Below are 24,364 nucleotides of genomic sequence, written 5' to 3'. Positions count from 1 at the left end.
TTGGGAAATCAGTGGTGAGCGGAATCGTTCCCGGTGTCAATGCAGCCTGTGCAGAGGCGGGCGGCTTGGACTGCGTTCCCAGATCACGACCTGGTGAGGCCCCTGGCGTCGCAGCTCGCTCAGCATGCGTTCTGTCTTGAGCCCCGGCAGGGCGGCAAAGACATCAAACAGCGCCTCATTGCCGGCGGCGTTGACCGGGATGGACAAGGCTGGCTGGCCGTCTTGCTCCAACACCCAATGGGGTGGTTTCGCGGTGTGATCGAGCCGCAGGCATTGCAACTCAGACGCCGCAACGGCGCCCCCGGTGAGCGGGCCAAAATAGGCAATCTGCCCCTCATCCACCTGCACCACGCCGGGACCACCCGCGCCGAGGCGAAAGCGCAACCGCTGAGCGCCGATGACAGCAATGACCAGCCCCACCACCACCAGCGCCCAACCGGTGGCTGCCGTCACCCCAAAGGAGGTAAAGGCCCATTTCAGCCCCACCAGCAGCATCAGCGTGGCGACAATCAGCTCGCGCCAGCGCCACAGCGCCACGCGGGCCTCGGGACGAATGAAACTCATGGCGACTCTCCCAATCAGGTTTCACCCAATGTGATACCTGGATCAAAATTTACAATCCGGTAGCTGCCGATCTGGGCAAAACCTATGGCTTCATAGGCGCGGGCGGCGGCGGAATTGGCGGCAAACAGGATGGCCTCTGTTACCCCCTGCGCCTGCGCCTCAGACAGATGCAGCGCAACAGCGCGGCGGGCATATCCCATCCCGCGCAAATCCGGCGGCGTATAGACCCCGCCCACCTGCACGATGGCGGGTAAGGCGGCGTTGAAATTGGTCATCGCCACCACCACGCCATCCTGTTCCAGCAGCCGCAGCCGATCCGCCGCAAGCAGCTCTTGCAGGCTGGCCCGCGCCCGATCCCGGTTCTCGACGCTATCGCGCGCGCCCAGAATTTCCACCTCAGAGGCCATGCGCCACTGGGTCAACAGCGGCAGATCCTGTGTCACTGCCGGGCGCAGTTGACCCGCGCCGGTTGGAATCGTCAGATCGCAAAGGGCCAGATGATAATGTGGCTCCACCTCATCCATTGCGGCGCGGTGGCAGGGCAGATCCAAAGCTGCAACCAAATGAGCCACCTGATCTACCGCACCGTTGAGCCCCAACAACGCGCGCCCAAACAGGGCCGCCCGGATCGCCGGATAGTCTGCCGCTGTCAGCGCCGGGGCCTCAAACACCACATAACCCGCTGCGGCATAGCCGATCACCCCGGTGATCTGACCCGCCCCTTCGCTGAGCCAAAGCGTCATGGATTTGCGGTGATCCGCGCCTGCATCAGGACCAGTGTCCCCCGCATCGGTCTGCGTCAGCCCCTGATCGCGCAGATTGCCGGACAGAAACATCGAAGTCGCCACCCGGGGCGCCAAAAAATCCTGCACAGCGGCAAGATCAGCCTGGGTGGCGCGGCGCATTGTTACCAATCCCCCAAGGCTTGCTGCCACAGGGTCATGGCGGCAACGGCAGCGGTATCTGCGCGCAAAATGCGGGGGCCCAGGCTGACCACATGGGACTGCGCCATAGCGTGCAATCGTTTGCGCTCTTTTTCGGAGAAGCCACCTTCAGGGCCGATGAGAATGGCCCAGGGCGCGTCTTTGTGGTCCTGCGCCGCCAGTTGCAGCGCATTGCCCACCTCGGCCTCGTCGCAGAACATCAGCTGACGCTCGGCTGGCCAATGATCCAGCAACTGCGACAGTTTTTGCAGATCCGCAACCTGCGGCACATAGGTGCCGCCGCATTGCTCGGCCGCCTCAACGGCATGGGCCTGCAGCCGGTCCTGCCGGATGCGTTCGGAATTGGTGTATTCCGTTCCCACCGGCAGAATGCGGGCGGCGCCCATCTCTGCGGCCTTTTCGACAATAAAGTCGGTGCGCGCCTTTTTAATCGGGGCAAAGATCAGCCACAGATCCGGCGGCATCTGCAACGGCTTGCTTTGCACGCGACAGGTCAAGGTGCCGCCGCGTTTGCCTGCCTCGGTCACTTCGGCCTGCCATTCGCCATCGCTGCCATTGAACAGCGCCACAGCGCCGCCCAAACGCTGCCGCATCACCCCAAATAGGTAATGCGCCTGCTCCTTGGTCAGAGGAATGGATTGCCCTGCACCCAAGGGGTGCTCTACATACAGTCTGATTTTTGCACTCATGAGGCCCTACATATGCAAGGTGACGCGCCAAAACCAGATGGCCAGGTCGCAGATGCGGTCAAAGACAACTGGGTTGATCAATATGCACCAGCCTGGAGCCGCCCCTATCTGCGGCTCAGCCGTGCCGACCGCCCCATTGGCACCTGGCTCTTGTTGATCCCCTGCTGGTGGGGGCTGGCCCTGGCGATCCTGTGGGATGGAAGCCCGCGCTGGGAAGATGCCTGGATCGCCATTGCCTGCGCCCTGGGCGCCTGGCTGATGCGCGGCGCCGGCTGCACCTGGAACGACATTGCAGATCGCGATATTGACGGCGCGGTTGAACGTACCCGATCGCGGCCCATCCCTTCGGGACAGGTGACGGTCAGGGGCGCGGTCCTTTGGATGGTGGCGCAAGCGCTGATCGCCTTTGGTATCCTGCTGACCTTTAATCCGATGGCGATCTCAATGGGGATTCTGGCGCTGCTGCCGGTGGCGATCTATCCCTTTGCCAAGCGGTTTACCTGGTGGCCGCAGGTGTTTTTAGGGCTGGCCTTCAACTGGGGCGCCCTGTGGGCCTGGACCGCACATACCGGCGGGCTGCACTGGCCTGCGGTGTTCCTGTATTTTGCCGGCATCAGCTGGACGCTGTTTTATGATACCATCTATGCCCATCAAGATACCGAAGATGATGCGCTGATCGGGGTGAAATCCACCGCCCGGTTGTTTGGCACCAATACCCCCACCTGGCTGCGTCGCTTTATCGTTGGCACTGTCAGCCTGATGGCCTTTGCCATTATTCTGAGCCTGGATCTTGATGACAATTTCTGGGCTTTGGGGCTTGCCTTGCTCGGCCCCTGGGCCATGGGCTGGCATATGACCTGGCAATTGCGAATCTTTGACGCCGAGAACAATCAGCGTCTGTTGCAGCTGTTTCGGCTGAACCGAGATACCGGCTTGATTCCGCTTATATTCTTTGTTCTGGCAGCCTTCCTCTGATTGAAACGCCCGGCGCGGGGCTATACACAAGACGCAGTTTTTCCAAGGAATAGCCGTTTTATGCGCCTGTCTTCGCTTTTGACCCCCACCCTGACCTTTGCAGCGGCTGCCGGCATCAGCCTGGTTGCGGCCAGTTTTGCAGTGACCGCGGTGGAGCAAAACAGCGAAACCGCCCTGCGCCGCGCCCTGGACGAAGGCGGCATGGGCTGGGCCGAGGTGATCTCTGACGGGCTGCGCGTAACCCTGCAGGGGGTTGCCCCGGATGAGGCCACCCGCTTTGCCGCGCTATCGCTGGCCGGCGGGGTGGTGGATGCCTCGCGGGTGATTGATGAAATGTCGGTCCCCCCCTCCAAGGGCATCGCAGCGCCCCGGTTTTCGGCGGAAATTCTGCGCAATCACAGTGGCATCTCTATCATTGGCCTGATCCCGACCACGACCTCACGCGCGGAGCTGGTGAACCAGCTGAACAACATGAAAGAGGCAGGACAGGTCGCCGACCTTCTGGAGACCGCACGGTATCCGGCGCCAGACGGCTGGTCGGAGGCCCTGCGCTATGCCATTTCGGCGCTGGAGCTGTTGCCACGCGCCAAGATCTCGGTGGATGCAGAAACCATCAAGATCACCACCATGGCAAAATCGGATGCCGCAAAAGACAAACTGCAGACCCAACTGACCCGCATGGCGCCGCCCGAACTTCATCTGGTGCTCGATATCACCGCCGCCCGCCCGGTGATCAGCCCCTTTACCCTGCGCTTCCTGATTGGCGAAGGTGGTGCACGTTTTGATGCCTGCTCTGCCGAAAGCGCCGAAAGCCGTGCGGCGATCCTCAGCGCCGCCCGTGCCGCCGGGCTTGAGGGCCAGGTAGATTGCGTCATTGGCATGGGGGTGCCGTCGCCGAACTGGTCCCGGGCCAGCGCCCTGAGCATTTCCAGCCTTGCCGCCTTGGGGCAGGGCACCGTCACCATCGCCAATGCCGATATCACCCTGGTTGCCGCCGAAGGCACCGCCCCTGATCGGTTTGACAAGGTCGTAGGAGAGCTGGAAAACGCCCTGCCAGAGGTCTTCTCTCTGCATGCGGTCCTGCCGGTGCCCGACAGCGATGGCACCGCCGGCCCCCCGGAGTTCACAGCGACGCTCAGCCCTGAGGGGCAGGTGCAGTTGCGTGGCCGTATCAACGATGCCATTTCGCGCGATATCGCCAGCAGCTACGCCAAGGCGCGGTTTGGCTCGGATCAGGTTCATACAGCCACCCGTGTGGTTGCCGATCTGCCCGCCGACTGGCCAGTGCGGGTTTTGGCCGGTTTGGAAGCCCTGTCGCATCTTGCCCGCGGGTCCGTCACCGTGACACCGGACAATCTGCAGCTGCGCGGCATGAGCCATCAGGAAGACACCCTGGCCGAGGTGTCGGGCTTCCTCGCCGCCAAGCTTGGTGAGGCAGAAAGTTACGAGCTGGCGGTGACCTATGAGGAACCGCCAGCTCCCAAAGACCAGCCGCTGAGCGCAGAGCTCTGTGCTGCACAGCTGACCGGAGCGCAGGCCAGCAGCGGCAAGATTGGTTTTGAGCCCGGCTCTGCGACCGTTGCAACGGGCAGCAGCGTGGTGCTGGATCACATTGCCACCATTTTGGAAAAATGCGGACCAATCCGGTTGGAGATACAAGGCCATACCGACAGTCAGGGTCGCGAGGGCATGAACCAGACGCTGAGCCAGGCGCGGGCGCAGTCGATCCTGAATGAACTGCGCGCCCGCCGCATCCGCACCTCGGCCTTTATTGCCACCGGCTATGGCGAAAGCCAGCCGATCGCCACCAATGACAGCGAGGAAGGGCGGGAAGCCAACCGCAGGATCGAATTCCGCCTGATCCTCCCCGAAACCACCTCGGAGGGAGAAACCACCCTCGAAGAGGCCGCCGAAACAGCGCAGGACGCCGCTGCGGGCACAACAGCCCCGGATAGCAACGAACAGGAGAACACAGGACAATGAACAGAGCAGAGTTCATCCTCACCACCGCCATCATCCTGTTTGTGGCCTTCGCCATGGGCTGGTTTGCCAACTGGCTGGTGCACCGGTTTACCCGTGTGCGCCAAAGCGACGTTGCCGATCTGGACCGGATGAGCCAGGAACTGCACGAAGCCGAAGAAACCCGCGATCAGGCCATCACCTATCTGCAGCAACGCGAGGCAGAGCTGAGCAATCAACTGACCCAAACAGAAGCAGAACTCAGCGCCGCCATGGACGGGTTGCGCGATGCCCGCCGCGAGGCAGAAGAGCTGCGCAGCTACCTGCAACAGGACTAAGCGGCCTCCCCCCCGCCCGCCCGCGCGCCCCAAGGCTGGCGAGGGCGGGCCGTCATTAGGATGTCAGATCTGCCAAAATCACATCCCTGGCGATCGTGCTCCCTCGAAAAAAAGCCGCGCAATAGGACCGGATCTCAAAGCTGGACAGGTTCAATGGACGGCGCCTCAAAGAAGGGGGGGGGCTCCCGCGCCCTCAGAGTGGCATAGCCACGCTGAAAGGCCTTGGGCCCTGCGCCTCGCTGCCGCGAGGCGCGCCACCGTGCACCTGCTAGCCCAGCGCCACGCAGCCCCGCTCAGCCCGCAGACCCGTTTCCCCGCTTCTCCAACCAAACAGGGCTGATCTCACCGGCAGGCCAGTTCCACCGCCTGGACACGGCTGAATACAGGGCCACTAGAACAGGGCTGCCACCACAGGTACCGTTGCCGACAATACGCCACCGCACCGCGCGCAGCGCGGTGCCGGGCCCAACTGAGCAGGTACATTCCTTGAATGTGCCGCAACAGGCGGGAGCCCCCCCCCTGTTGCTGGACCTGACGTCTTGTTGTTTTACCACACCGGCTGCGCCGCTCAACTACCAGCGCTCCAGCGCCGCCTCGTCATCTGCCTTGGCAGCCACCCAATCCGCCTGGCCATCCGCCAGGATCTCCTTCTTCCAGAAGGGCGCCCGCGACTTCAGATAATCCATCAGGAATTCAGCCGCCTCAAAAGCATGTTTGCGATGGCGCGCGGCTGTGGCCACCATCATGATCCGCTCGCCCGGCACCAGGCGGCCGTAGCGGTGTATCACCAGCACATCCGCCAGCGACCAGCGGGTCTTGGCCTCAGCGGCTATCGCCTCCAGCGCCTTTTGGGTCATCGCCGGGTAATGCTCAATCTCCATCGCCACCAGATCCCCGGCATCCGCATCGCGTACCACACCGGTAAAGGTGACAATCGCGCCAGCACCACCAACCCTGGCGGCAAAGGCATCGCTTTGTGCCCCGAGCTCAAAACGCTCATGCTGCACCCGCACCTGCATGCCCCTAGCCCCCGGTCATCGGCGGAAAGAAGGCCACTTCGCGCACCCCCTCAAGAGGGGCCGCAAAATCTGAAAGCTCCTGATCCAAGGCAACCCGCAGGGCGGAAAGATCGGCAAAGGCCGCGCTGTAGCGTTCTTCGCGCGCTGACAGTTCTGCCACCAGGTCCGCTACCGTGGCGGCGCTGGTTTCAACCCGCTCGCGTGGCACTCCGATACGTTCACGCACCCAGGCAAAATAGACGACATCCATCAATTGCTCTCCTTCAGATGCGGCAGCGCCTTGCGCATGTAATCAGCCCCGGTGATCAGGGTCAGAGCCGCCGCAATCCACAACAGCCACAGCCCGATCCGCCCGGTCCAGAACATGCCGTCCAGCTTCCAGCGCAGCCCATGCAGGTCTTCGACCTGCCCCGACAGAATTTCAGCCACCAGCGCCTCATCCATGCCAAAGGAGGACATCACCAGATAGTGTTCAAAAACCCCTTGGGAAAACAGCGTGGCAATTGCCACCATCTGAGCCGTGGTCTTCCACTTGGCCAACTGTGTCACCTTCAAAGTTCCAGCGGTGTCGCCCAGAAACTCACGCAGGCCCGAGACAAAAACCTCGCGAAACAGGATCACCGTGGCAGGCAGTACCAGCCAGGGGGTCCAGTGCTCATCCGCATAGCCCACCAGGATCATCAGCGCCACAACCACCATGGCCTTGTCCGCAATGGGATCCAGCATCGCCCCCATTTTGGTTTCCTGCTGCCAGGCGCGTGCCAGATAGCCATCAAACCAATCGGTGACAGCCGCCCCGACAAACAGGATCAGCGCAAACCAATCCGCCAGGGGGCGGGCAAAATAGAGAAACATAACGGCGAGACCCGGCGCTGCCAGCAGGCGCACCACAGTCAGGATATTGGGCAGGGTCCATTTCATGCAGGCGACCCTACAATGGGCCTTTCAAACATAAAAGACGCATAAGGCACTTTCCCCAAGGGAAAGCACGCAGAGGTGATTTTCTTGCTATGGCCCAGGGCGAAAACAATCCCCCAAAATCTGCGGATAAAGGCGCGCGGGGCTGACGGAATTGGCTCCCCGGGTCGTCGACAGAAAGGGTTGTCGCCTGAGTTGTGAAAGCCTTTTGCCATCAAGTTAAATGGCAACAATGCCCCCAACCAGCTGAGTTCCGGTTCGACCCGGTGCGCCGAAGAACCGCACCCTTTTCTGAGGCCAATCTGCAGGCTGGGCGCAAGCAGTCAGGCCAACGAGAGCAATTAGTCGCACCCACAAAGAGGAGTCACCGTAGCCCCTACCCTTTTTCATGAAAGAAATCGTAGATCGTTTCTGCCAGGGCGCTTGAAATGCCATCAACCGCCTTCAGGTCCAGCAAATCGGCGCGGCTCACCGCTTTGGCGCTGCCAAAATGCCTGAGCAAGGCGCGTTTGCGGCCCGCGCCGACACCTGGAACATCATCCAAAGGTGTCGCCCCCACCGCCTTGGCCCGTTTGGCCCGGTGGGTGCCGATGGCAAAGCGGTGCGCCTCGTCGCGCATGCGCTGGACAAAATACAGCACCGGGTCATTGCGCTGCAGGGCAAAGGCATTCTCCCCCAGCCGGTGGAACTCTTCCTTACCGTGGTCGCGATCCACGCCCTTGGCGACCCCCACCATGGGAATATCCTCGACGCCGTGTTCCGCCATGATTTCCGCCACCGCCGAGACCTGCCCGGCGCCACCGTCGATCAGCAACAGGTCAGGCCACTGCCCCTTGGAGCGATCCGGGTCTTCTTTCTTCAGGCGGGAAAAGCGCCGGTTCAGCACCTCTTTCATCATGCCAAAGTCATCGCCGGGCACCAGATCGTCCCCTTTGATGTTAAACTTGCGATAGGCGTTTTTCATAAAGCCCTCGGGGCCGGCCACGATCATGCCGCCAACCGCATTGGTGCCTTGAATATGCGAGTTGTCATAGACCTCGATCCGCTGCGGCGGAGCCTTCAGGCCAAAGGCCTCTGCCAGACCTTTCAACAGTTTGATCTGGGTGGCGCTTTCGGCCATGCGCCGCGCCAGGCTTTCGCGGGCATTGCGCACGGCGCCCGCCACCAGCTCGGTCTTTTCACCGCGCAGGGGCACCAGGATCTCGACCTTGCGCTCAGCCTTGCCGCTGAGCGCCTCTTCCATCAGGTCGGTGTTTTCGATCGCATCCGACAGGATCAGCTGTCTGGGGGGCTCCTTGTTGTCATAGAATTGGCCCAGGAAGGCCTCCATCACCTCGGCGGGGCTCATATCCGCATCGACACGGGGGTAGAAATCCTGATTGCCCCAGTTCTGATTGGCGCGGATAAAGAACACCTGCACACAGGCCTGACCGCCCTCCATATGCAGCCCGATGATATCGGCTTCGGCAACCCCGCGCGGGTTGATCCCCTGGCTGGACTGCACCTGGGTCAGCGCCTTGATACGGTCCCGCAGGGCGGCAGCGCGTTCAAACTCCATCGCCTCGGAGGCCTTCATCATCTCCGCCGCCAGTTCCTCCTGAATCTTGGTGGAGCGCCCGGACAAAAAGCGTTCGGCATCGCGCACCGCCAGGCCGTATTCCTCCTCAGAGATCTCGCCGGTACAGGGGGCAGAACAGCGCTTGATCTGATATTGCAAACAGGGCCGCGTGCGGCTCTCAAACATCGCATTGGAACAATCCCGCAGCAAAAACGCCTTTTGCAGCTGATTGAGCGTCCGGTTGACTGCCCCCGCCCCGGCGAAGGGGCCAAAATAGCTGCCCTTTTGCTTGCGCGCACCGCGATGTTTTTTCAACTGCGCAAAGGGGTGATCCTTGGCCACCAGAATACTGGGAAAGCTTTTGTCGTCGCGCAGCAGCACGTTGTATTTGGGCTTCAGCTGCTTGATCAGGTTCTGCTCCAGCAGCAGCGCCTCGGTCTCGGTGCGGGTGGTGAGGAACATCATCCGCGTGGTCAGCGCGATCATCCGCTCGATCCGGGCAGAGTTGCCCGGGCGGCTATAGTTTGACACCCGCGCCCGCAGATTGCGCGCCTTGCCTACATAAAGCACCCGGCTCTCAGAATCGAGCATCCGGTAAACCCCGGGAGAGGCATCCAGGGTTTTGAGATAGTCCTGAATCACAGCGTAGCCCCTGCGCGGCACCTCCCCGTCAGAGGTGGCGGCAACCGGCAGCGGGGTGCTTTGTTCTGCGGAGCTGTCTGAGGGCTGTTCTGGCGTCTGATCTGTCATGCCACAGTGATATGATTCCCAACGCCCGGCTGCAATGACCCACCGTCGGGTTCAAGCCCTGAACAAATCCACCACCCCTGTGGATAAGCCTGAAGATATCTTTGGGCTATCCCCACTTTTCCCTTATTTCACGCGGGAAATTCACCACTGCTTAATTTTTAGGCTAATTTGTAACAACCTGAAACTAAAGGAAACTTTTTTGCTTACCTGTCAAGTTTTTGAAAACAAAGACTCTTTTGTAACGGATCTGTGACGGCACCACCAAACGTGCACAACTTTCCCTAGGGTAATTGCACCAGCAATCAGCCGCGGTCAAAATTCTCGCTCTCGACCCAGCCCAAGTGTTCGCCGCTATCGACGCAAATGAGCTGTCCTGTCACCGCCCGCGCGGTGAGCAGATAGCCAAGGGCTGCGGTAATATCCGCCGGATCGACACCGCGCTGCAGGATGGTCGCAGCCCGCTGTTTGGCAAAGGTCTCACTGCTTTGATGGGCATTGGCCAGGGTTGGACCCGGTCCGATCCCGTTGACACGAATTCTTGGGGCCAGCGCCTGGGCTGCAGTCTGCGTCAGGGTCCAAAGCGCTGATTTGGCCAGGGTGTAGCTGATGAAATCCGGCGTCAGATTGCGCACCCGCTGATCAATCATATTGACCACCAGCCCCCAGGCCTGTGGCTCTCCCGTCGCGTCTGTGGGCAGCGTGACAGATTGCGCCGCCATCGCCTGGGTCAGCAGAAAAGGCGCGCGCAGATTGCTGTCAAAGGCACGGTCCCAGCTGGTGGTGCTGGCGGTTTCCAGCAGGTCTGGTTCAAAAATCGACGCATTGTTCACCAGGCAGGTGATGGCACCGCCCAGAGCAGAGGCCGCATGGGGCAGCAGGTCCCGGCTGGCCTGCTGGCAGAGCAGATCCGCCTGCAGGGTGACTGCCTGACGTCCCAAGGCGCGGATTTCCTGAGCGACGTCCTCCGCGGCTGCGGCGGACTGGTCGTAATGCACCGCAACATCATAGCCTTCTGCCGCCAGCTTGAGCGCCATGGCCCGGCCAAGCCGCTTGCCCGCCCCTGTTACCAATGCACGCATCTTTTGCTCCCTCTCACTGCTGCAGAGCAGCTGCCGCGATCAAAACAGCACCAGGATATATCCGATGTAAAGCCCCGTCAGGCCAAAGCCCCAAAGTCGGGTGATGTTCTTTTTGAAGAACACAAAAGGAAAGATCAGCAGCGAGGCACCCAGCATGACCCAAAGGTCAAAGCGCAGGAATTCAGGATCCACGGTGATCGGTCCGATCAGGGTGGCAATGCCGATGATGGCCAACAGGTTGAACATATTGGAGCCGATGACATTGCCCAGCGCCACATCCGCCTGTTTGCGCAGGGTTGCCATGACCGTGGTGGCGAGTTCGGGCAGCGAGGTGCCAATGGCAACCAGGGTCAGGCCAATGACCGGCTCGCTGACTTGGTACATGCGGGCGATGATCGTGGCATTATCCACCAAAAGATCCGCGCCCAGCGGCAGGCCGATCAGGCCCAGCCCAAGAAAGATCGCAATCTTCCAGACCGGCATGCTGGGGTCGGCTTCTTCCAGCCCCTCCAGCGGCTCATCCTCGTCGCCGCTGCAACAGTTTTTGCGATGGCTGCGTGCATCGCGAAAGGCATCGCCCAGAAACAGCGCCAGGGCCGTCAGCAGGATCAACCCAGACCAGATCGTCAGGGTGCCACACATCGACAGACCAATGAACAAGACAGAGGCCAGAAGCATCAGCACATAGCTTTTGCGGCTGTCACATTGACTAGTATGCAGGGTGGCTAGGATGGCAGGAATGCCGAGAACCATTAGAATATTGGCGGTATTGGAGCCCACCACATTGCCCATTGCAATGCCATCGGCGTTTTCTGCAACCGCTTTGATCGCGATCAGCAGCTCAGGCGCAGAGGTGCCAAAGGCCACAATCGTCAGACTGACGATCAAGGCAGGCACCCCAAGGCGCAGCGATAGGTTCACCGCACCACGTACCAGTGCATCCCCAGCCAAAAGCAGGATCACCAGACCCAACCCACAAAGCAGCCACGGCATCATTTGCGCGGTCCTTTTAACTTGCAGCCACAGGGGCCTTTGCCAATCTTGAACCGCCCACAAGAGGAGCAGCGCGCGGATTGCAGTCTTTTTTGCCCGGGAAAGGTAAACTTTCCGAACATAGCCAGCACCGCTATGACCACCAAAAACAGGGTTACAATCTTAAAAATCACTTCACAGCCCAAAACGCGCGAAATCCGCACGCTCCTCGATGCCCGCGACGACATCTTTGGCCAGTTCGACACCAAACCGGCTCAGGAAAGGTTTTTTGACGCCGTAGCGCCGCAGCTTCACCTTGTCGCCAAAGCGCGCCATCAATGTCGGCTTGATATGGCCGATCCCGTCGATCAAGCCCAGCTCAGCGGCCCGTTTGGCCAGCCAGATCTCGCCGGTGAACAGCTTGTGACTGCCGTCGAGCTTATCGCCACGCCGGTCGGTGACGTGATCGATGAAATTCTCATGTATATCGCCCAGCAAGCCCTTGAGACGGGCAACGTCTTCTGGGTTTTCTGCCTGAAACGGGTCGAGCATGGATTTGCTTTCGCCTGCGGTATAGACCCGGCGCTCAACCCCATGTCGGTTGAGCAGCTCTTGGGCGCCAAAGCCCGCAGAGATCACCCCGATAGAGCCAACAATCGAGCTGGCATCGGCCCAGATCTCATCCGCTGCAACCGCCAGCCAATAGCCCCCCGAGGCCGCGACATCCTCGACAAAGGCAAAGACAGGGACGTCCTTTTCCTCTGCCAGGCGCCGGATACGGGCGCCAATCAGCGAGCTTTGCACCGGCGAGCCACCGGGAGAGTTGATCTCCAACGCCACAGCGTCTGGCTTGCCCTTGCTAAAGGCCGCTTCCAGCACCGGCGCCAGCGACGCATCGTTCAGGGCGCCACGCCCGGCCATGCCAATGGCCCCGGACAGGCGCACAACAGAGACGAGGGGCGGTTTTTTCAAAAAGGGTAAGCGCAACATCATTGCGCCGATGTAGATCGCCGTAGGGGGTGAAACAAGGGAGGCGCCGATACAAAACCTGTTCCGGTCAAAATCCGGGGGTGTCTGTGTATATTTGCAACGCTCCCGGCCCAGGCCGGAAGCCTTTGCTTAATTGTCAGTCTTTTTATTTGCATTTCCTACCGTTAGGCCAATCCGGCACAGCACTCAGGAGCGGATACGCCAGCCGGTCTTGAAGATCCACCAGATCACCCCAAGGCAAAGCGCTGTAAACAGCCCAATTGCCATCAGGCTGGTGCCCACCGGCACATCCGAGGTGCCAAAGAAGGACCAGCGAAAGCCGGAAATCAGATAGACCACCGGGTTGAACATGGTAATTTTCTGCCAGATCGGTGGCAGCATGGAGATCGAATAAAACGATCCCCCCAGGAAAACCAGCGGTGTCACGATCAGCAGCGGCACCAGCTGCAACTGCTCAAAATTCTTTGCCCAGATGCCGATGATAAACCCCATCAGCGCAAAGCTGAGACAGGTCAGCACCAGAAACACCACCATGGCAAAGGGGTGGGCGATTGAGATATCCACAAACAGGGTTGAGGTGGCCAGGATGACAACGCCAATGAACAAGGCCTTGGTTGCCGCCGCGCCCACATATCCCAACACGATCTCCAGAAAATTTATCGGCGCTGACAACAGCTCGTAAATCGTGCCGATGAACTTGGGGAAATAGATGCCAAAAGAGGCGTTGGAAATACTCTGCGTCATCACGCTGAGCATGATCAGACCGGGGACAATAAAGGCGCCGTAGGCGATGCCATCCACCTGATCAATGCGGCTGCCAATGGCGGCACCAAAGACCACAAAATACAAGGATGTCGACAGCACAGGCGACAGAAAGCTCTGGAACAAAGTGCGGAAGAACCGTGTCATTTCAAAGCGGTAGATTGACCAGATAGCTGTCCAGTTCATGACTTCTCTCCTGACACGAGGCCGACAAAAATATCTTCGAGGCTGGATTGCCGGGTGGAGACATCCGCCAACACCAGGCCTGCACTGGCCACATCGTTCAACAGCGCGGTGATGCCGGTGCGGTCGGCCTTGGTGTCATAGGTGTAAATCAGCGCATCACCTGCCTCACTCAGCGCCAGGTCATGCTCTGCCAGGCTGGCGGGCACCTCGGTGATTGGCGCGGAAAGGTGCACGCAGAGCTGCTTTTTGCCCAGCTGCGCCATCAACTCGTCCTTGTCTTTGACCAACAGAATCTGGCCATCGGCAATCACCCCGACGCGGTCGGCAATTGCCTCGGCCTCTTCGATGTAATGGGTGGTCAGGATGATGGTCACACCGTTGCCTTTCAGCTCCCGCACCACGTCCCACATGTCTTTGCGCAGCTCCACATCAACCCCCGCGGTGGGTTCATCCAGGAACAAAACCCGCGGCTCATGGGCCAGCGCCTTGGCGATCAGCACCCGGCGTTTCATGCCGCCGGACAGCTCTTTGACCTGGGCGTTGCGCTTATCCCAGAGCGACAGCTTTTTCAGGATGTCTTCGATCAGCGGCTCGTTGCGGGGCTTGCCAAACAGGCCGCGCGAAAACCGCACCGAGTTGATCACCTTTTCAAAGGGTTCGAGGTTGATCTCCTGCGGCACCAGCCCGATGAGCGACCGGGCGGCGCGAAAACCGGTCAGGATACAATGCCCTCCCACCTTCACCGAGCCCGAGGTGGGCGTGACGATCCCGCAAACGGTCGAGATCAACGTGGTCTTGCCAGCGCCATTAGGCCCCAGCAGGGCAAGGATTTCGCCCTCATCAATATCCAGCGAAACCCCTTTGAGCGCTTCAAAGCCGCCCTCATAAGATTTGCGCAGATCGGAAATGGACAGGATCGCCGCCATGGGACCTCCCTTGATCAAAAGGTTCAATTCTGCTGCACCCTACCCAGCGCAGGAGGCCACGACCAGTAAGCGGGAGCACAAAGACATGCGCAGACATCTGTGCGCCTGCGCAGAGATATTTTCCACCGCAGCCCTTGGCAGGCCTGCGGGCGAATTGCCGGGATGGTCAGCGGAGCTGGTTTGCGGGTTAATTCCCGGTGATCTTTTTGAACCACCCCTTTTTCTCCTCACCCTCGCCCTCTTCGGCCTCGGCCTCTTCGGGGGCAAGATGGGTCTGCAGGTTGACAAAGAACTGATCCGCCATCTTTTTGGCAAAACCATCAATGATCCGGCTGCCCAGTTGCGCCAGCTTACCGCCGACCTTGGCCTCGACCTCATAGGACAGCAGGGTGCCGGTCTCAGAGGGGGTCAGGCTGACCACCGCGCCGCCCTTGGCAAAGCCAGCCGCGCCGCCCTTGCCCTCGCCGGTGATGGTGAGCTTTTCGTTCTCGATCAGATCCGACAGGGTGACCTGGCCTTTGAAGGTGGCTTTGACCGGGCCGACCTTCTGCGTCACCGAGGCCTCGAAGCCCTCTTCAACGCTGCCGTTTACCTCTTGGGCGCCGGGGACGCAGGCCTTCAGAACCTCCGGGCTCAGCAGGGCCGCGTAGACCTCGGCGGGGGGGGCGGCAATCTCTTTGCTGTCACTCATCTGCATGGCGGGGGCCTCCTTTGGGCGGGTGAGCGGGCCGGGCCAACCATTGCGGTGCGCCTCTGCCTCTCTGCCTCGTGGTTTGTCTCTGCCTCTAGACCTAACCGACCCACGGGGCCGCTGCCAAGATGCAAGCCGTCAGCTGCCGCACTCAACTGGCCGCTAACGCGGCGTAGCCACGCCCAAATGGGCAACCACCGAGGCAATAACCGTCTCGTCCCGCAGCAGGCGGTTATGGCCCAGCCCATCACTCACCTCCAGCCGCGCAGCCTTCCAGACCCGCGCCAGATCTTCGACCTCCTGCAGGGGGATAATCCGATCCCCGCTGTCGTGCAGGATCAAGGTCGGCAAGGTCAGCTGCGGGGTGAGCCTTGCGGCCTTTAGCGCCGAAAACGGCAGGCCATAGCGTGCTTCCACCCGGCTTTGCGCTCGTTTTGCCACGCTGGCAGAAAAGCCAAGCTGGCTGGCCAGGCGCTGGATAAAGCTTTCAAGATCCGGCATCGGCGCCAAAAGCGCCACCCTGTCAGCCTGCATCCCCCGCGTGAGCGCCGCAATCACCGCCGCCGCGCCGTTGGAATGCGCCACAACCCCGGCCAGCGGGCCAAGCCGCGCGGCGACCTGCTGCGTCACCTCCAACATTTCCGGCAGCGAACTGCGGCTTCCAGCCGCCGCCCCATGGGCCGGGGCATCAAAGGCAACCACCCGATATCCGGCCGCCACCAAGGGCGCTGCAAAACCGCCCATCTGGCCAGCCCGACCACCAAAGCCATGCACCAGCAGCACCGTCGGCAGAGGTGCCTCGTCGCGCACCCCCGCCAAGGGCCGCGCGCCGCGCCATTCATAGAGCGGCACCTGGGTGCCGTCGGTCAATTTCAAAGGGGTGGCTGTCGCCTGAAGCAACCAGTCCCGTTCCCGGCGCGGCAGTTTTTGCCGCTGGGGCCGGGTAAACAAATAAGCAAACACGGCGGAGGCCAACCCAGGGCTGACCCGGCTGAGCGCCCCGGTGGTGCGGTGAAACCATTTAGGAGCACGCGCTTGGCGCGGCTTGGATTTCGCGGCGGCTGCTGGTTGCGCTGTGGCGCTGACCTTTGGGCGGGCAGTTGAAGTCGTGACCATCTGGCGGCCTCCTCGAAGTTTCTGTGCCGGACTGTGCCAGACTGTGCTGGCCTGGCGCTGCGTACCCGGTATGACACGCGAATCGGATATAAGTTCTAATTTGGAACTCATTATCGGTTCCAATTGAGAACTCTGTCAATCCGTGCTAAGGTTCCGCCCATGAAATGGCATGATCTCACTGGTGACACCTGTCCGCTTGCCCGCGCTATGGGGGTGGTTGGGGACCGTTGGACGCTGCTCATCCTACGGGAATGTTTCCTAGGGGTGCGCCGGTTCGATGGATTCCAGAAACGTCTGGGCGTGACCCGGCATCTGCTGGCCGAACGGCTAAAGCGGCTGGAGGCCATGGGGGTTCTGGAACGGCGCCCCTATCAAGAACGCCCCCTGCGCCATGAATATCGCCTGACCGCCTCTGGAAAAGAGTTTGCCCCGGTGCTGCTGGCGATGCAGGACTGGGCCCAGCACAACCTGCCCAGCCAGGAGCCCGCTCCCTTTACCTTTGTAACCCGCGACACCGGTGCCCAAGTGGACCCGGTTTTGACCGATAAGACCACGGGCCAGGAGCTGAACCACAAAACGGTTCTGATGGTGCTCTCCGAGGCCGCACCAGACGAAACGATCCAGGCATCAGCCTCAGATCCAGCCCCAGATCCAGTCTCAGATACCGGCACCGCACATTAAGACTGGGCCTCAGTTCAGGACTGGACCTGCAGTTTTCTGAGCCTCCCCCAAAGGACAGACAAGAGCGCGCCCTGCCGCATCTCTGGAGTTGGCTGGAACGCCCTTTGGAAAGGGGGAGGCTTGGTTCGTGAAAGGCCCCTGACTGGTTGCAGGCTTGACGGATGATCTGCTCAGGCGCGGGGCCCTAGCGATTTCCCTTTGGGATTTCCTCGTTTGTGGTCCAGTCAAAGGTGCCCTCGTCGCGCTCGCGCACCGCCTGTTTCCAGCCCATCTCTTCAGAGCGCGCCTTGAAGTTCAGCCCTTCAGGTGAATGCCGTGTAATACCGTCAAAGATCGTCGCCAGCCGCTGGGTCTGCATCAGGCCGGTCTGCTCAACCGCCTGATTGATCACCAGTTTCTGCATCGCCAGTTGATTGATCGGCACCGTGGACATGCGCGCTGCCATGGCCTCGACCGCATCCTCCAGCTCGGCCTGCGGCACCGCCTGCATCACCAGCCCGATGTCCGCCGCTTCGCGCCCTGAGATCTTGTCGCCGGTAAACAACATGCGTTTGGCGCGCTCTGCCCCCAGCCGGTAGACCCACATTGCGGTGGTTGGGCAGCCCCAAACCCGGGTCGGCATGTAGCCGATCTGCGCCTCCTCTGCCATGATGGTCATATCCGCACAAAGCGCGATATCGGATCCGCCAGCCACCGCTGCGCCATGCACCTTGCACAAAACAGGTTTCACCGCCCGCCACAGGGACATGAAGTGCTGGGTGTTTTCCCACATGAAACGGTAGTCCTTGATCGGATCCCAAGGCATCTCTTGTGTCGCGGCCCCTGATCCATTGCCTTCGGCATAAAAGGTCAGGTCATAGCCGGCACAAAAGGCCTCGCCCGCGCCCGACAGCACCATGACATGGACGCCGGGATCGGCATCGGCCCGCGCCACCGCTGCCGCCAGATCTTTGGGCAGCTGATCATTGATGGCATTCATCACCTCTGGCCGGTTGAGCGTGATCCGCGCAATCCGGCCAGTCTTTTCGTAGGCAACTGTCTTTTCATGGGTAACTGTCGACATGTCTCTCTCCCTTGCTTGCTAACAGGAGAGCATGCTCTTTGCCATCAGGCCAGCCTGATCAGGCCGGGACGCTACCCGGCCTACGTGGCGTCACTGCATATGGGGCGCTCTTAGTAAGGCAAGCCCACGTAGTTTTCCGCCATCGAGGCCTGCGCCGCCTCGGAGGAGAACAGATAGTCCAAGTCGGCGCATTGCAGCCGCAGGTCCGCCTCGCTCATATCCGGGAAACGGTGCAGCAGGTTGGTCATCCACCAGCTAAACCGCTCGGCCTTCCAGACCCGCGCCAGGGCTTTTTCCGAATAGCCCTCCAGTCCGGCACTGTCGCCGTTTTTGTAGTGATCCAGAAATCCGTGATAAAGATAGTAGATATCGGACGCCGCCGAGTTCAGCCCCTTGGCCCCGGTTGGCGGCACGATATGCGCCGCATCCCCGGCGAGAAACAGCTGACCATAGCGCATCGGCTCTGCCACAAAGCTGCGCAGCGGCGCGATGGATTTCTCAATCGAGGCCCCAGTTTGCAGCCCCTCGGCAACCTCTTTGGGCAGGCGCGCCTTCAGCTCTGTCCAGAAGGCCTCATCCGACCAGTCTTCGACCTTATCGGTCAGCGGCACCTGAATGTAATAGCGGCTCAGCACCTGGCTGCGCATGGAACACAGCGCAAAGCCACGCTCATGGCGGGCATAGACCAGCTCGGGCGAGGCGGGTTTGGTCTCGGACAAGACACCAAGCCAGCCAAAGGGGTACACCTTTTCATATTCGCGCAGCACATCCGCCGGGATCGACTTGCGGCTGACCCCGTGAAAGCCATCGGCACCAATAATAAAGTCACAGTCAATGCGGTGCTCTGCCCCGTCTTTTTCATAGGTTACATAAGGGGTTTGCGATTTCAGATCATGGGGCTGCACCTTGTCGGCCTGATGAATGACACTGCCCCCCATGGCATCGCGCGCCGCGTACAGATCGCGTGTCACCTCGGTCTGGCCATAGACCATCACCGTGGCACCATCCGCAGAGCCCGCCAGATCAATGCGGTCCATCCGCCCCTGATGCGCCAGATAGACCCCGTGATGTTCTTCGCCCTCGGCCTCCATACGTGCGGCGCAGCCGGCTTCACGCATCAGCTCGACAAAACCATGTTCAAGCACCCCGGCGCGAATACGCCCCAGCACATAGTCCCGCGTCTGCCGCTCCAGTACCACAGTATCAATGCCCTGACGGTGCAAAAGCTGTGACAAAAGCAGCCCAGAAGGCCCGCCGCCAATGATGGCAACCTGAGTGGTTGTTTGCGACATGAACACGTCTCCCTAAACATGCGGGGCTAGAGTTTGCCCGTGGATCTGCCATCTAATATGCATTGAGAAAATTACTTTGCGAATGGACTGACTGCGCAACTTCTTGTACATTTCACACATGCCCCATGCCTCCCACATCAGCAGCTACAACCTGTTTGGCGAAACCGAAGAACTGGCAGATGTGCTCCATGTCGAGACCATTCGCTCGCGCTCGGCCCTGCATGACTGGCAGCTAAAGGCCCATCGCCACGCCCGGCTGCACCAGCTATTATTCCTGACAGAGGGCAATGGCGCGGCCGAGATCGACGGCAAAACCCAGGCGATTCCAACCGCCAGTTTTGTCAATATTCCGCGCGGCGTGGTACATGGCTATGACTTTGCGCCAGAAACCCACGGCTGGGTGGTAACGCTGACCTCTGACCTGCTGGACCACTGCATCCAGGCCAGCGAGGGGGTGCGGGCACCGCTGGAACGGCCTGCGATCCTGCCGCTGCCCGGGGAGCTGGGCGAGTTGGCCGAACATCTGTTTGATGAATACCACCGACAGGATTTTGCCCGCGCCCAGGTGCTGCGCTCTTTGGCGGGCGCCCTGATCGCCCTGGCCGCCCGCGCCATTTTTGAGGCGGATAGCGCCAATCAGCATCGGGCGGGCAACCAGCTGTTCACCCGGTTTGAGGAAATGATCGAACGGGATTTTCGCACCCGCCGCCCCCTGGCCGGTTATGCCCGCGATCTGGCGATCTCTCCCACCCATCTGAACCGGATCACCCATCAATCTGCCGGACAGTCAGCCTCGCAACTGATCAACGACCGCATGCTGCGCGAGGCGCGCCGGATGTTGATCTATACCAATCTGACCGCAGCGCAGATCGCCTATGATCTGGGGTTTTCCGACCCGGCGCATTTCAGCCGGGTCTTTACCAAGGGCACCGGCACGCCGCCGAAACTGTTTCGCAAAAAGGTCAGCGAGGCCTAGCGCAGGGCTTTTCACCCAGGGGCAGGACCCCTTAATTCTGCGCCGTCATCCCAGACAGGACCAGCTGCAGAATTTGCTCTGCGATCTCACCCTGCGGCACCGGATCAGGCACCCGATTCCAATGGGGGATCCAATTCAAGGCGCCAAAAACCGCCGCCGCCACCAAGCGTGCATCGCAGGGGCGCAGGCTGCCCTCGGCCACCCCCTGGGTGATCAGGCTGCGCAGGTGAAAATCCACCTCGGCCTTGCTGGCGCGCAACGCGTGGCGCCGCTCGGGCGACAGGCTGTGTTCACGGACCATAGCAAGTGTCGCGCCCAGATCGGTGGAAACCCAGGCACAATAGCCCCGGATCAACAGGGCGATACGATCCACCACCGGCAGGGCTTCATCCTGGCTCTGCTGCATGGTTTCGCGCAGAAATTCCAACCCCAGCAGGTGACAGCCAAACAGGATGTCCTCTTTGCTTTGCACATAATAATAGATCGTGCGTTTGGTGATATTGAGCACCGCTGCAATATCCTCCAGCGAGGTTTGCTCATAGCCTTGATCGTTGAACAGGCAGGCGCCGGCCTGCAGCACCGCTTGCCGCTTGGCCTCTCGCTGGGCGTCACGGCTCGCCCCGGGTTTGATCCAGCTGTTATTGCCCATATTGCCGTTCTGCTCTCAACACATTGACCAAAATGCCACCGCCTGCCCGACCAGTTTTTCCCAGAGAACGCCAGCTGACAGCCAGGTGACGCCCGGTAATTACACTCATCAGTTACATGAAACTTGACCTCTTGCCCAGCCCCGGCAAACAGTACGCAAGAAGCAAAATTGCGTCGGTGCGCAACACCTGCGTCCAAAGCATCAGCAAGGAGAGAGACCAATGTCATCAGAGGTACTGGTTGCCGGAGTGGGCATGACCAAGTTTGCCAAACCCGGTCAAAACGCCCCCTATACCGAAATGGGAGCCGCCGCACTGCGCGACGCGCTCGCCGATGCAGGCCTGCCCTATGACGCGGTTGAACAGGCCTATGCGGGCTATGTCTACGGGGACAGCACCTGTGGTCAGGCCGTGCTATACAAAGTGGGCATGACCGGCATTCCGGTGATGAATGTGAACAACAACTGCTCGACCGGTTCGACCGCGCTGTTCATGGCGCGCCAGGCGGTGCAGTCCGGCGCGGTAGATGTGGCGCTGGCGCTGGGGTTTGAACATATGCAGCCCGGCGCCCTGACCTCCCATTGGGACGACCGCCCCAGCCCCTTTGATGCATTCGATTCGGAGACCGACGATCTGGTTGGCCGCCCCGAAATTCCGCTGGCGCTGCGCTATTTTGGCGGCGCCGGTAAATCCCACATGGAGAAACACGGCTCCTCCCTGACCGATCTGGCCCGCATTCGTGCCAAGGCCAGCCGCCACGCGGTGAACAACCCGCTGGCGCTGTTCCGGCAGGAATTGTCACCGCAGGACGTGCTGGACAGCCCGATGATCTGGGAGGGCGTGATGACCCGGCTGATGGCCTGCCCGCCCACCTGTGGCGCCGCCGCTGCCATCGTGGTGAGCGAGTCTTACGCCAAAAAACACGGGCTCAATCAGGCCGTGCGCATCAAGGGCCAGGCGATGACCACTGACTATGCCTCGACCTTTGAGGCCCATGACATGATGCAGCTGGTGGGCTACGACATGACCGCCGCCGCCGCCAAACAGGTACAGGAACAGACCGGCATCAGCATCGACGACGTGGATGTGGTCGAGCTGCACGACTGTTTTGCCCATAACGAGATGATCACCTACGAGGGTCTGGGTCTTTGCCCCGAAGGCGGCGCCAGCAAGTTCATCGCCGATGGAGACAATACCTACGGCGGTAAATATGTGACCAACCCCTCGGGCGGGCTCCTGTCCAAAGGCCATCCCCTGGGCGCCACCGGTCTGGCGCAGTGTTACGAGCTGACCCGGCAATTGCGCGGCACTGCCGGTCCTACTCAGGTCGCGGGCGCACGCACCGCCCTGCAGCATAATCTTGGTCTGGGTGGTGCCTGTGTCGTCACCCTGTACCAGGCAGCCTGAGGAGAACCACATGATCGACAGATCCTTCATTGGCCGCAGCTTTCCGCCGCTGCATGTAGATGTAGAGCCCTTTCAACTGCGCGCCTTTGCCCGCGCCACCGGCCAGCGTGACCCGATCTATTGGGACGAGGAGGCAGCACGGGCCGCAGGCTATCGCGCCCTGCCCGCGCCGTTGACCTTTCTGTTCACCCTGGATCAGGACCGCGAGGACCGGTTCTATTTCATTAACGCCATGGGCATTGAGCTGGGCCATGTGCTGCACGGCGAACAGGCCTTTACCTATGGCGCGCCGATCTGCGCCGGGGACCGCGTGACCCTCACCTGCACCTGCATGGACATCTACGACAAAAAGGGCGGCGCCATGGAGTTTGTTATCCTGAAAACCCAAGCCACAAACCAACTGGGCGAAGACCTGGGCGGCATGACCGGCACCATTGTTGTGAGGGATCCAAAATGAGCGCATTTGCACAGGGCGTAACCTATGCCGGGGTAGACGTGGGCGATAGCCTGCCCGCCGTGACCTCGAAACCCATCAGCCGCACCACCCTGGCGCTGTTTGCCGGCGCCTCTGGTGATCACAACCCGATCCATATCGACATTGATTTTGCCAAGGCCGCAGGCGTGCCGGATGTCTTTGCTCATGGCATGTTGGGCATGGCCTATCTGGGCCACCTGCTGACCGCCTGGGTGCCACAGCGCGCGGTACGGGAATTTTCCACCAGGTTTGTCTCTATCACCCAGGTCCATGCGGTGGTGACCTGCACCGGCCGGGTGGTGGAGAAACGCGAAGGCAATCTGGTCGCCCTGGAGATCCAGGCCGCAGATCAGCATGGCGACGTAAAACTGGCAGGCAAAGCCGTGGTGGAGCTGCCCTAGCGATAGCTGCAGCCCGTCCGCGGACGCAAGCGAAGCGCCCGCCCACGGGGCGGAGGGGCGCTACCCGGCCACAGGCCGGGTGGGCCTTCAACTGAGAATGAACTGGAACTTGAACTATGACCGAACTCACAGGAAAACTCACAGGCAAAACCGCCTATGTCACCGGCGCCGGACGCGGTATTGGCCGCTCCATCGCGCTGAAACTGGCGGAAGATGGTGCCAATGTAGTGCTCAATGACCTAGATGCGGAGCCCGCACAGGAGGTAGTGGCAGAGATTGAGGCCATGGGCGGCAAGGCCCTGGCCGTTGCGGGCTCGGTCACCGCGCCCGGCTTTGCCGATGGTTTCATCCAGGCAGGCATCGACAGGTTTGGCGGCGTCGATGTGATCGTCAACAATGCCGGCTACACCTGGGATGGTTTCATCGGCAAGATGAGCGACGAACAGTTCGACGCCATGATTGATGTGCACCTGAAAGCACCGTTTCAGATCCTGCGCGCGGCAGCCCCCTTTATTGCCGAACAGGTGGCGCAAGAGACCGCAGAAGGGCGCGAGGTGTTTCGCAAGGTGGTGAATATCTCCTCCATTTCCGGCACCGGCGGCAATGCAGGCCAGGCCAATTACTCAGCTGCCAAATCCGGCGTCATCGGGCTGACCAAAACCATGGCCAAGGAATGGGGGCGCTTCAAAGTAAACGTCAACGCCGTGGCCTTTGGCATGATCTCCACCCGGTTGACCGAAGCCACCGATGAAAAGAAATCCATCGAGGTCGAAGGCAACAAAGTTGCCATCGGCATCCCCAAGAAGCTGGTGCAGGGCATGGAAATGATGATCCCTCTGGGGCGCGCTGGCACCGCCGAAGAGGCCGCCGGTGGCGTCTATCTCTTCTGCATTCCCGAAAGCAACTATGTCTCGGGGCAGACACTGATCGTCGGCGGTGGCTACGGCGGCTTCTAAACAACCAGCCGGGGGAGGGGCTGACAGCGG

Annotated in this window: 26 protein-coding genes; 9 read left to right on the top strand and 17 right to left on the bottom strand. The window is 60.7% G+C overall.

Annotated features, from left to right (window positions below; genetic code table 11):
* Positions 1-36: 36 nt before the first annotated feature.
* From N1037_03980 to N1037_03970, 3 genes are read right to left on the bottom strand one after another with little or no spacing between them, the layout of a single operon-like run.
* Positions 37-564 (bottom strand): hypothetical protein, encoded by a 528-nt coding sequence (locus N1037_03980; GenBank protein ID UWS80198.1) that lies wholly within the window; start codon positions 562-564, stop codon positions 37-39.
* Between the two features lie 14 nt (positions 565-578).
* On the bottom strand, positions 579-1,469 hold the full coding sequence (locus tag N1037_03975; GenBank protein ID UWS80197.1) for a GNAT family N-acetyltransferase: 891 nt from the start codon (positions 1,467-1,469) through the stop codon (positions 579-581).
* Between the two features lie 2 nt (positions 1,470-1,471).
* Complete coding sequence (locus N1037_03970; protein UWS80196.1) at positions 1,472-2,197, bottom strand: 16S rRNA (uracil(1498)-N(3))-methyltransferase; 726 nt, start codon at positions 2,195-2,197, stop codon at positions 1,472-1,474.
* Between the two features lie 12 nt (positions 2,198-2,209).
* Here N1037_03970 and ubiA point away from each other — a divergent pair, with 12 nt between their 5' ends.
* The 3 genes from ubiA to N1037_03955 are packed head-to-tail and all read left to right on the top strand — an operon-like array spanning position 2,210 to position 5,469.
* Positions 2,210-3,172: a 4-hydroxybenzoate octaprenyltransferase gene (gene ubiA, locus N1037_03965; GenBank protein ID UWS80195.1), complete on the top strand. Its 963-nt coding sequence runs from the start codon at positions 2,210-2,212 to the stop codon at positions 3,170-3,172.
* Between the two features lie 60 nt (positions 3,173-3,232).
* A complete protein-coding gene (locus N1037_03960) occupies positions 3,233-5,155 on the top strand; it encodes an OmpA family protein (protein UWS80194.1) in 1,923 nt (640 codons plus the stop codon).
* On the top strand, positions 5,152-5,469 hold the full coding sequence (locus N1037_03955) for a hypothetical protein (protein ID UWS80193.1): 318 nt from the start codon (positions 5,152-5,154) through the stop codon (positions 5,467-5,469). The genes N1037_03960 and N1037_03955 overlap by 4 nt, the downstream gene beginning before the upstream one ends.
* 572 nt (positions 5,470-6,041) lie before the next feature.
* Here N1037_03955 and N1037_03950 read toward each other — a convergent pair.
* From N1037_03950 to N1037_03900, 11 genes are all read right to left on the bottom strand, one after another.
* On the bottom strand, positions 6,042-6,488 hold the full coding sequence (locus N1037_03950) for a molybdenum cofactor biosynthesis protein MoaE (GenBank protein ID UWS80192.1): 447 nt from the start codon (positions 6,486-6,488) through the stop codon (positions 6,042-6,044).
* Between the two features lie 4 nt (positions 6,489-6,492).
* Complete coding sequence (gene moaD, locus N1037_03945) at positions 6,493-6,738, bottom strand: molybdopterin converting factor subunit 1 (GenBank protein ID UWS80191.1); 246 nt, start codon at positions 6,736-6,738, stop codon at positions 6,493-6,495.
* Positions 6,738-7,409, bottom strand: coding sequence for a CDP-diacylglycerol--glycerol-3-phosphate 3-phosphatidyltransferase (gene pgsA, locus N1037_03940; GenBank protein UWS80190.1), 672 nt, complete (start codon positions 7,407-7,409; stop codon positions 6,738-6,740). The genes moaD and pgsA overlap by 1 nt, the downstream gene beginning before the upstream one ends.
* A 373-nt stretch (positions 7,410-7,782) precedes the next feature.
* Positions 7,783-9,714, bottom strand: a complete 1,932-nt coding sequence (gene uvrC / locus N1037_03935; protein ID UWS80189.1) for an excinuclease ABC subunit UvrC — start codon at positions 9,712-9,714, stop codon at positions 7,783-7,785.
* Positions 9,715-10,016: 302 nt separating this feature from the next.
* Positions 10,017-10,793, bottom strand: a complete 777-nt coding sequence (locus tag N1037_03930) for an SDR family oxidoreductase (GenBank protein UWS80188.1) — start codon at positions 10,791-10,793, stop codon at positions 10,017-10,019.
* Between the two features lie 39 nt (positions 10,794-10,832).
* Positions 10,833-11,789 carry a calcium/sodium antiporter gene (locus tag N1037_03925; GenBank protein UWS80187.1) on the bottom strand — a complete coding sequence of 319 codons (957 nt, stop codon included), beginning with the start codon at positions 11,787-11,789 and terminating at the stop codon, positions 10,833-10,835.
* 171 nt (positions 11,790-11,960) lie between these two features.
* Complete coding sequence (locus tag N1037_03920; GenBank protein ID UWS80186.1) at positions 11,961-12,758, bottom strand: S49 family peptidase; 798 nt, start codon at positions 12,756-12,758, stop codon at positions 11,961-11,963.
* A 183-nt stretch (positions 12,759-12,941) separates the two neighbouring features.
* Positions 12,942-13,703, bottom strand: coding sequence for an ABC transporter permease (locus N1037_03915; protein UWS80185.1), 762 nt, complete (start codon positions 13,701-13,703; stop codon positions 12,942-12,944).
* Positions 13,700-14,629: an ABC transporter ATP-binding protein gene (locus N1037_03910; protein UWS80184.1), complete on the bottom strand. Its 930-nt coding sequence runs from the start codon at positions 14,627-14,629 to the stop codon at positions 13,700-13,702. Before N1037_03910 ends, N1037_03915 begins: the two co-directional genes overlap by 4 nt.
* A gap of 187 nt (positions 14,630-14,816) precedes the next feature.
* On the bottom strand, positions 14,817-15,326 hold the full coding sequence (locus N1037_03905; GenBank protein ID UWS80183.1) for a carbon monoxide dehydrogenase subunit G: 510 nt from the start codon (positions 15,324-15,326) through the stop codon (positions 14,817-14,819).
* A 156-nt stretch (positions 15,327-15,482) separates the two neighbouring features.
* Positions 15,483-16,436 (bottom strand): lysophospholipase, encoded by a 954-nt coding sequence (locus N1037_03900; GenBank protein ID UWS80182.1) that lies wholly within the window; start codon positions 16,434-16,436, stop codon positions 15,483-15,485.
* Positions 16,437-16,595: 159 nt separating this feature from the next.
* Here N1037_03900 and N1037_03895 point away from each other — a divergent pair, with 159 nt between their 5' ends.
* Entirely contained in the window at positions 16,596-17,117 is a 522-nt protein-coding gene (locus N1037_03895; protein UWS80181.1) for a helix-turn-helix transcriptional regulator, read from the top strand.
* Between the two features lie 184 nt (positions 17,118-17,301).
* On the opposite strand, the gene N1037_03890 is transcribed toward N1037_03895, so the two are convergent.
* Together N1037_03890 and pobA are read right to left on the bottom strand one after the other, a co-directional pair.
* Positions 17,302-18,180 (bottom strand): crotonase/enoyl-CoA hydratase family protein, encoded by an 879-nt coding sequence (locus N1037_03890; protein UWS80180.1) that lies wholly within the window; start codon positions 18,178-18,180, stop codon positions 17,302-17,304.
* A gap of 110 nt (positions 18,181-18,290) precedes the next feature.
* On the bottom strand, positions 18,291-19,472 hold the full coding sequence (gene pobA, locus N1037_03885; protein ID UWS80179.1) for a 4-hydroxybenzoate 3-monooxygenase: 1,182 nt from the start codon (positions 19,470-19,472) through the stop codon (positions 18,291-18,293).
* Positions 19,473-19,590: 118 nt separating this feature from the next.
* Here pobA and N1037_03880 point away from each other — a divergent pair, with 118 nt between their 5' ends.
* On the top strand, positions 19,591-20,448 hold the full coding sequence (locus N1037_03880; GenBank protein ID UWS80178.1) for a helix-turn-helix domain-containing protein: 858 nt from the start codon (positions 19,591-19,593) through the stop codon (positions 20,446-20,448).
* A gap of 31 nt (positions 20,449-20,479) precedes the next feature.
* Here the strand turns inward: N1037_03880 and N1037_03875 are convergent, their stop codons facing one another.
* On the bottom strand, positions 20,480-21,097 hold the full coding sequence (locus N1037_03875) for a TetR/AcrR family transcriptional regulator (GenBank protein ID UWS80177.1): 618 nt from the start codon (positions 21,095-21,097) through the stop codon (positions 20,480-20,482).
* A gap of 220 nt (positions 21,098-21,317) precedes the next feature.
* Here N1037_03875 and N1037_03870 point away from each other — a divergent pair, with 220 nt between their 5' ends.
* The 4 genes from N1037_03870 to N1037_03855 all read left to right on the top strand — a co-directional run bounded on the left by N1037_03870 (position 21,318) and on the right by N1037_03855 (position 24,334).
* Positions 21,318-22,502, top strand: coding sequence for a lipid-transfer protein (locus N1037_03870; protein UWS80176.1), 1,185 nt, complete (start codon positions 21,318-21,320; stop codon positions 22,500-22,502).
* 10 nt (positions 22,503-22,512) lie between these two features.
* Positions 22,513-22,959: a MaoC family dehydratase N-terminal domain-containing protein gene (locus tag N1037_03865; protein ID UWS80175.1), complete on the top strand. Its 447-nt coding sequence runs from the start codon at positions 22,513-22,515 to the stop codon at positions 22,957-22,959.
* Positions 22,956-23,378: a MaoC family dehydratase gene (locus N1037_03860; protein UWS80174.1), complete on the top strand. Its 423-nt coding sequence runs from the start codon at positions 22,956-22,958 to the stop codon at positions 23,376-23,378. Before N1037_03865 ends, N1037_03860 begins: the two co-directional genes overlap by 4 nt.
* Before the next feature lie 116 nt (positions 23,379-23,494).
* Positions 23,495-24,334, top strand: a complete 840-nt coding sequence (locus N1037_03855) for an SDR family oxidoreductase (protein UWS80173.1) — start codon at positions 23,495-23,497, stop codon at positions 24,332-24,334.
* Positions 24,335-24,364 lie beyond the last annotated feature (30 nt).

Origin of the sequence: Phaeobacter sp. G2, from assembly GCA_025163595.1 — a bacterium.
Taxonomy (GTDB): Bacteria; Pseudomonadota; Alphaproteobacteria; order Rhodobacterales; family Rhodobacteraceae; genus Pseudophaeobacter.
The sequence above is the reverse complement of the archived record's forward strand: the minus strand, read 5'-3'. Positions and strand labels throughout refer to the sequence as shown.

Bases quoted from the DNA above. Each gene is read 5' to 3' on its own strand.
- N1037_03860 (UWS80174.1), top strand. From the start codon at position 22,956: ATGAGCGCATTTGCACAGGGCGTAACCTATGCCGGGGTAGACGTGGGC.
- N1037_03895 (UWS80181.1), top strand. From the start codon at position 16,596: ATGAAATGGCATGATCTCACTGGTGACACCTGTCCGCTTGCCCGCGCT.
- N1037_03875 (UWS80177.1), bottom strand. From the start codon at position 21,097: ATGGGCAATAACAGCTGGATCAAACCCGGGGCGAGCCGTGACGCCCAG.
- N1037_03920 (UWS80186.1), bottom strand. From the start codon at position 12,758: ATGATGTTGCGCTTACCCTTTTTGAAAAAACCGCCCCTCGTCTCTGTT.
- N1037_03900 (UWS80182.1), bottom strand. From the start codon at position 16,436: ATGGTCACGACTTCAACTGCCCGCCCAAAGGTCAGCGCCACAGCGCAA.
- ubiA (UWS80195.1), top strand. From the start codon at position 2,210: ATGCAAGGTGACGCGCCAAAACCAGATGGCCAGGTCGCAGATGCGGTC.
- N1037_03870 (UWS80176.1), top strand. From the start codon at position 21,318: ATGTCATCAGAGGTACTGGTTGCCGGAGTGGGCATGACCAAGTTTGCC.
- N1037_03910 (UWS80184.1), bottom strand. From the start codon at position 14,629: ATGGCGGCGATCCTGTCCATTTCCGATCTGCGCAAATCTTATGAGGGC.
- N1037_03925 (UWS80187.1), bottom strand. From the start codon at position 11,789: ATGATGCCGTGGCTGCTTTGTGGGTTGGGTCTGGTGATCCTGCTTTTG.
- N1037_03975 (UWS80197.1), bottom strand. From the start codon at position 1,469: ATGCGCCGCGCCACCCAGGCTGATCTTGCCGCTGTGCAGGATTTTTTG.
- pobA (UWS80179.1), bottom strand. From the start codon at position 19,472: ATGTCGCAAACAACCACTCAGGTTGCCATCATTGGCGGCGGGCCTTCT.
- uvrC (UWS80189.1), bottom strand. From the start codon at position 9,714: ATGACAGATCAGACGCCAGAACAGCCCTCAGACAGCTCCGCAGAACAA.
- N1037_03950 (UWS80192.1), bottom strand. From the start codon at position 6,488: ATGCAGGTGCGGGTGCAGCATGAGCGTTTTGAGCTCGGGGCACAAAGC.
- N1037_03905 (UWS80183.1), bottom strand. From the start codon at position 15,326: ATGCAGATGAGTGACAGCAAAGAGATTGCCGCCCCCCCCGCCGAGGTC.
- N1037_03980 (UWS80198.1), bottom strand. From the start codon at position 564: ATGAGTTTCATTCGTCCCGAGGCCCGCGTGGCGCTGTGGCGCTGGCGC.
- pgsA (UWS80190.1), bottom strand. From the start codon at position 7,409: ATGAAATGGACCCTGCCCAATATCCTGACTGTGGTGCGCCTGCTGGCA.
- N1037_03970 (UWS80196.1), bottom strand. From the start codon at position 2,197: ATGAGTGCAAAAATCAGACTGTATGTAGAGCACCCCTTGGGTGCAGGG.
- N1037_03955 (UWS80193.1), top strand. From the start codon at position 5,152: ATGAACAGAGCAGAGTTCATCCTCACCACCGCCATCATCCTGTTTGTG.
- N1037_03930 (UWS80188.1), bottom strand. From the start codon at position 10,793: ATGCGTGCATTGGTAACAGGGGCGGGCAAGCGGCTTGGCCGGGCCATG.
- N1037_03915 (UWS80185.1), bottom strand. From the start codon at position 13,703: ATGAACTGGACAGCTATCTGGTCAATCTACCGCTTTGAAATGACACGG.
- N1037_03890 (UWS80180.1), bottom strand. From the start codon at position 18,180: ATGTCGACAGTTACCCATGAAAAGACAGTTGCCTACGAAAAGACTGGC.
- moaD (UWS80191.1), bottom strand. From the start codon at position 6,738: ATGGATGTCGTCTATTTTGCCTGGGTGCGTGAACGTATCGGAGTGCCA.
- N1037_03880 (UWS80178.1), top strand. From the start codon at position 19,591: ATGCCCCATGCCTCCCACATCAGCAGCTACAACCTGTTTGGCGAAACC.
- N1037_03960 (UWS80194.1), top strand. From the start codon at position 3,233: ATGCGCCTGTCTTCGCTTTTGACCCCCACCCTGACCTTTGCAGCGGCT.
- N1037_03865 (UWS80175.1), top strand. From the start codon at position 22,513: ATGATCGACAGATCCTTCATTGGCCGCAGCTTTCCGCCGCTGCATGTA.
- N1037_03855 (UWS80173.1), top strand. From the start codon at position 23,495: ATGACCGAACTCACAGGAAAACTCACAGGCAAAACCGCCTATGTCACC.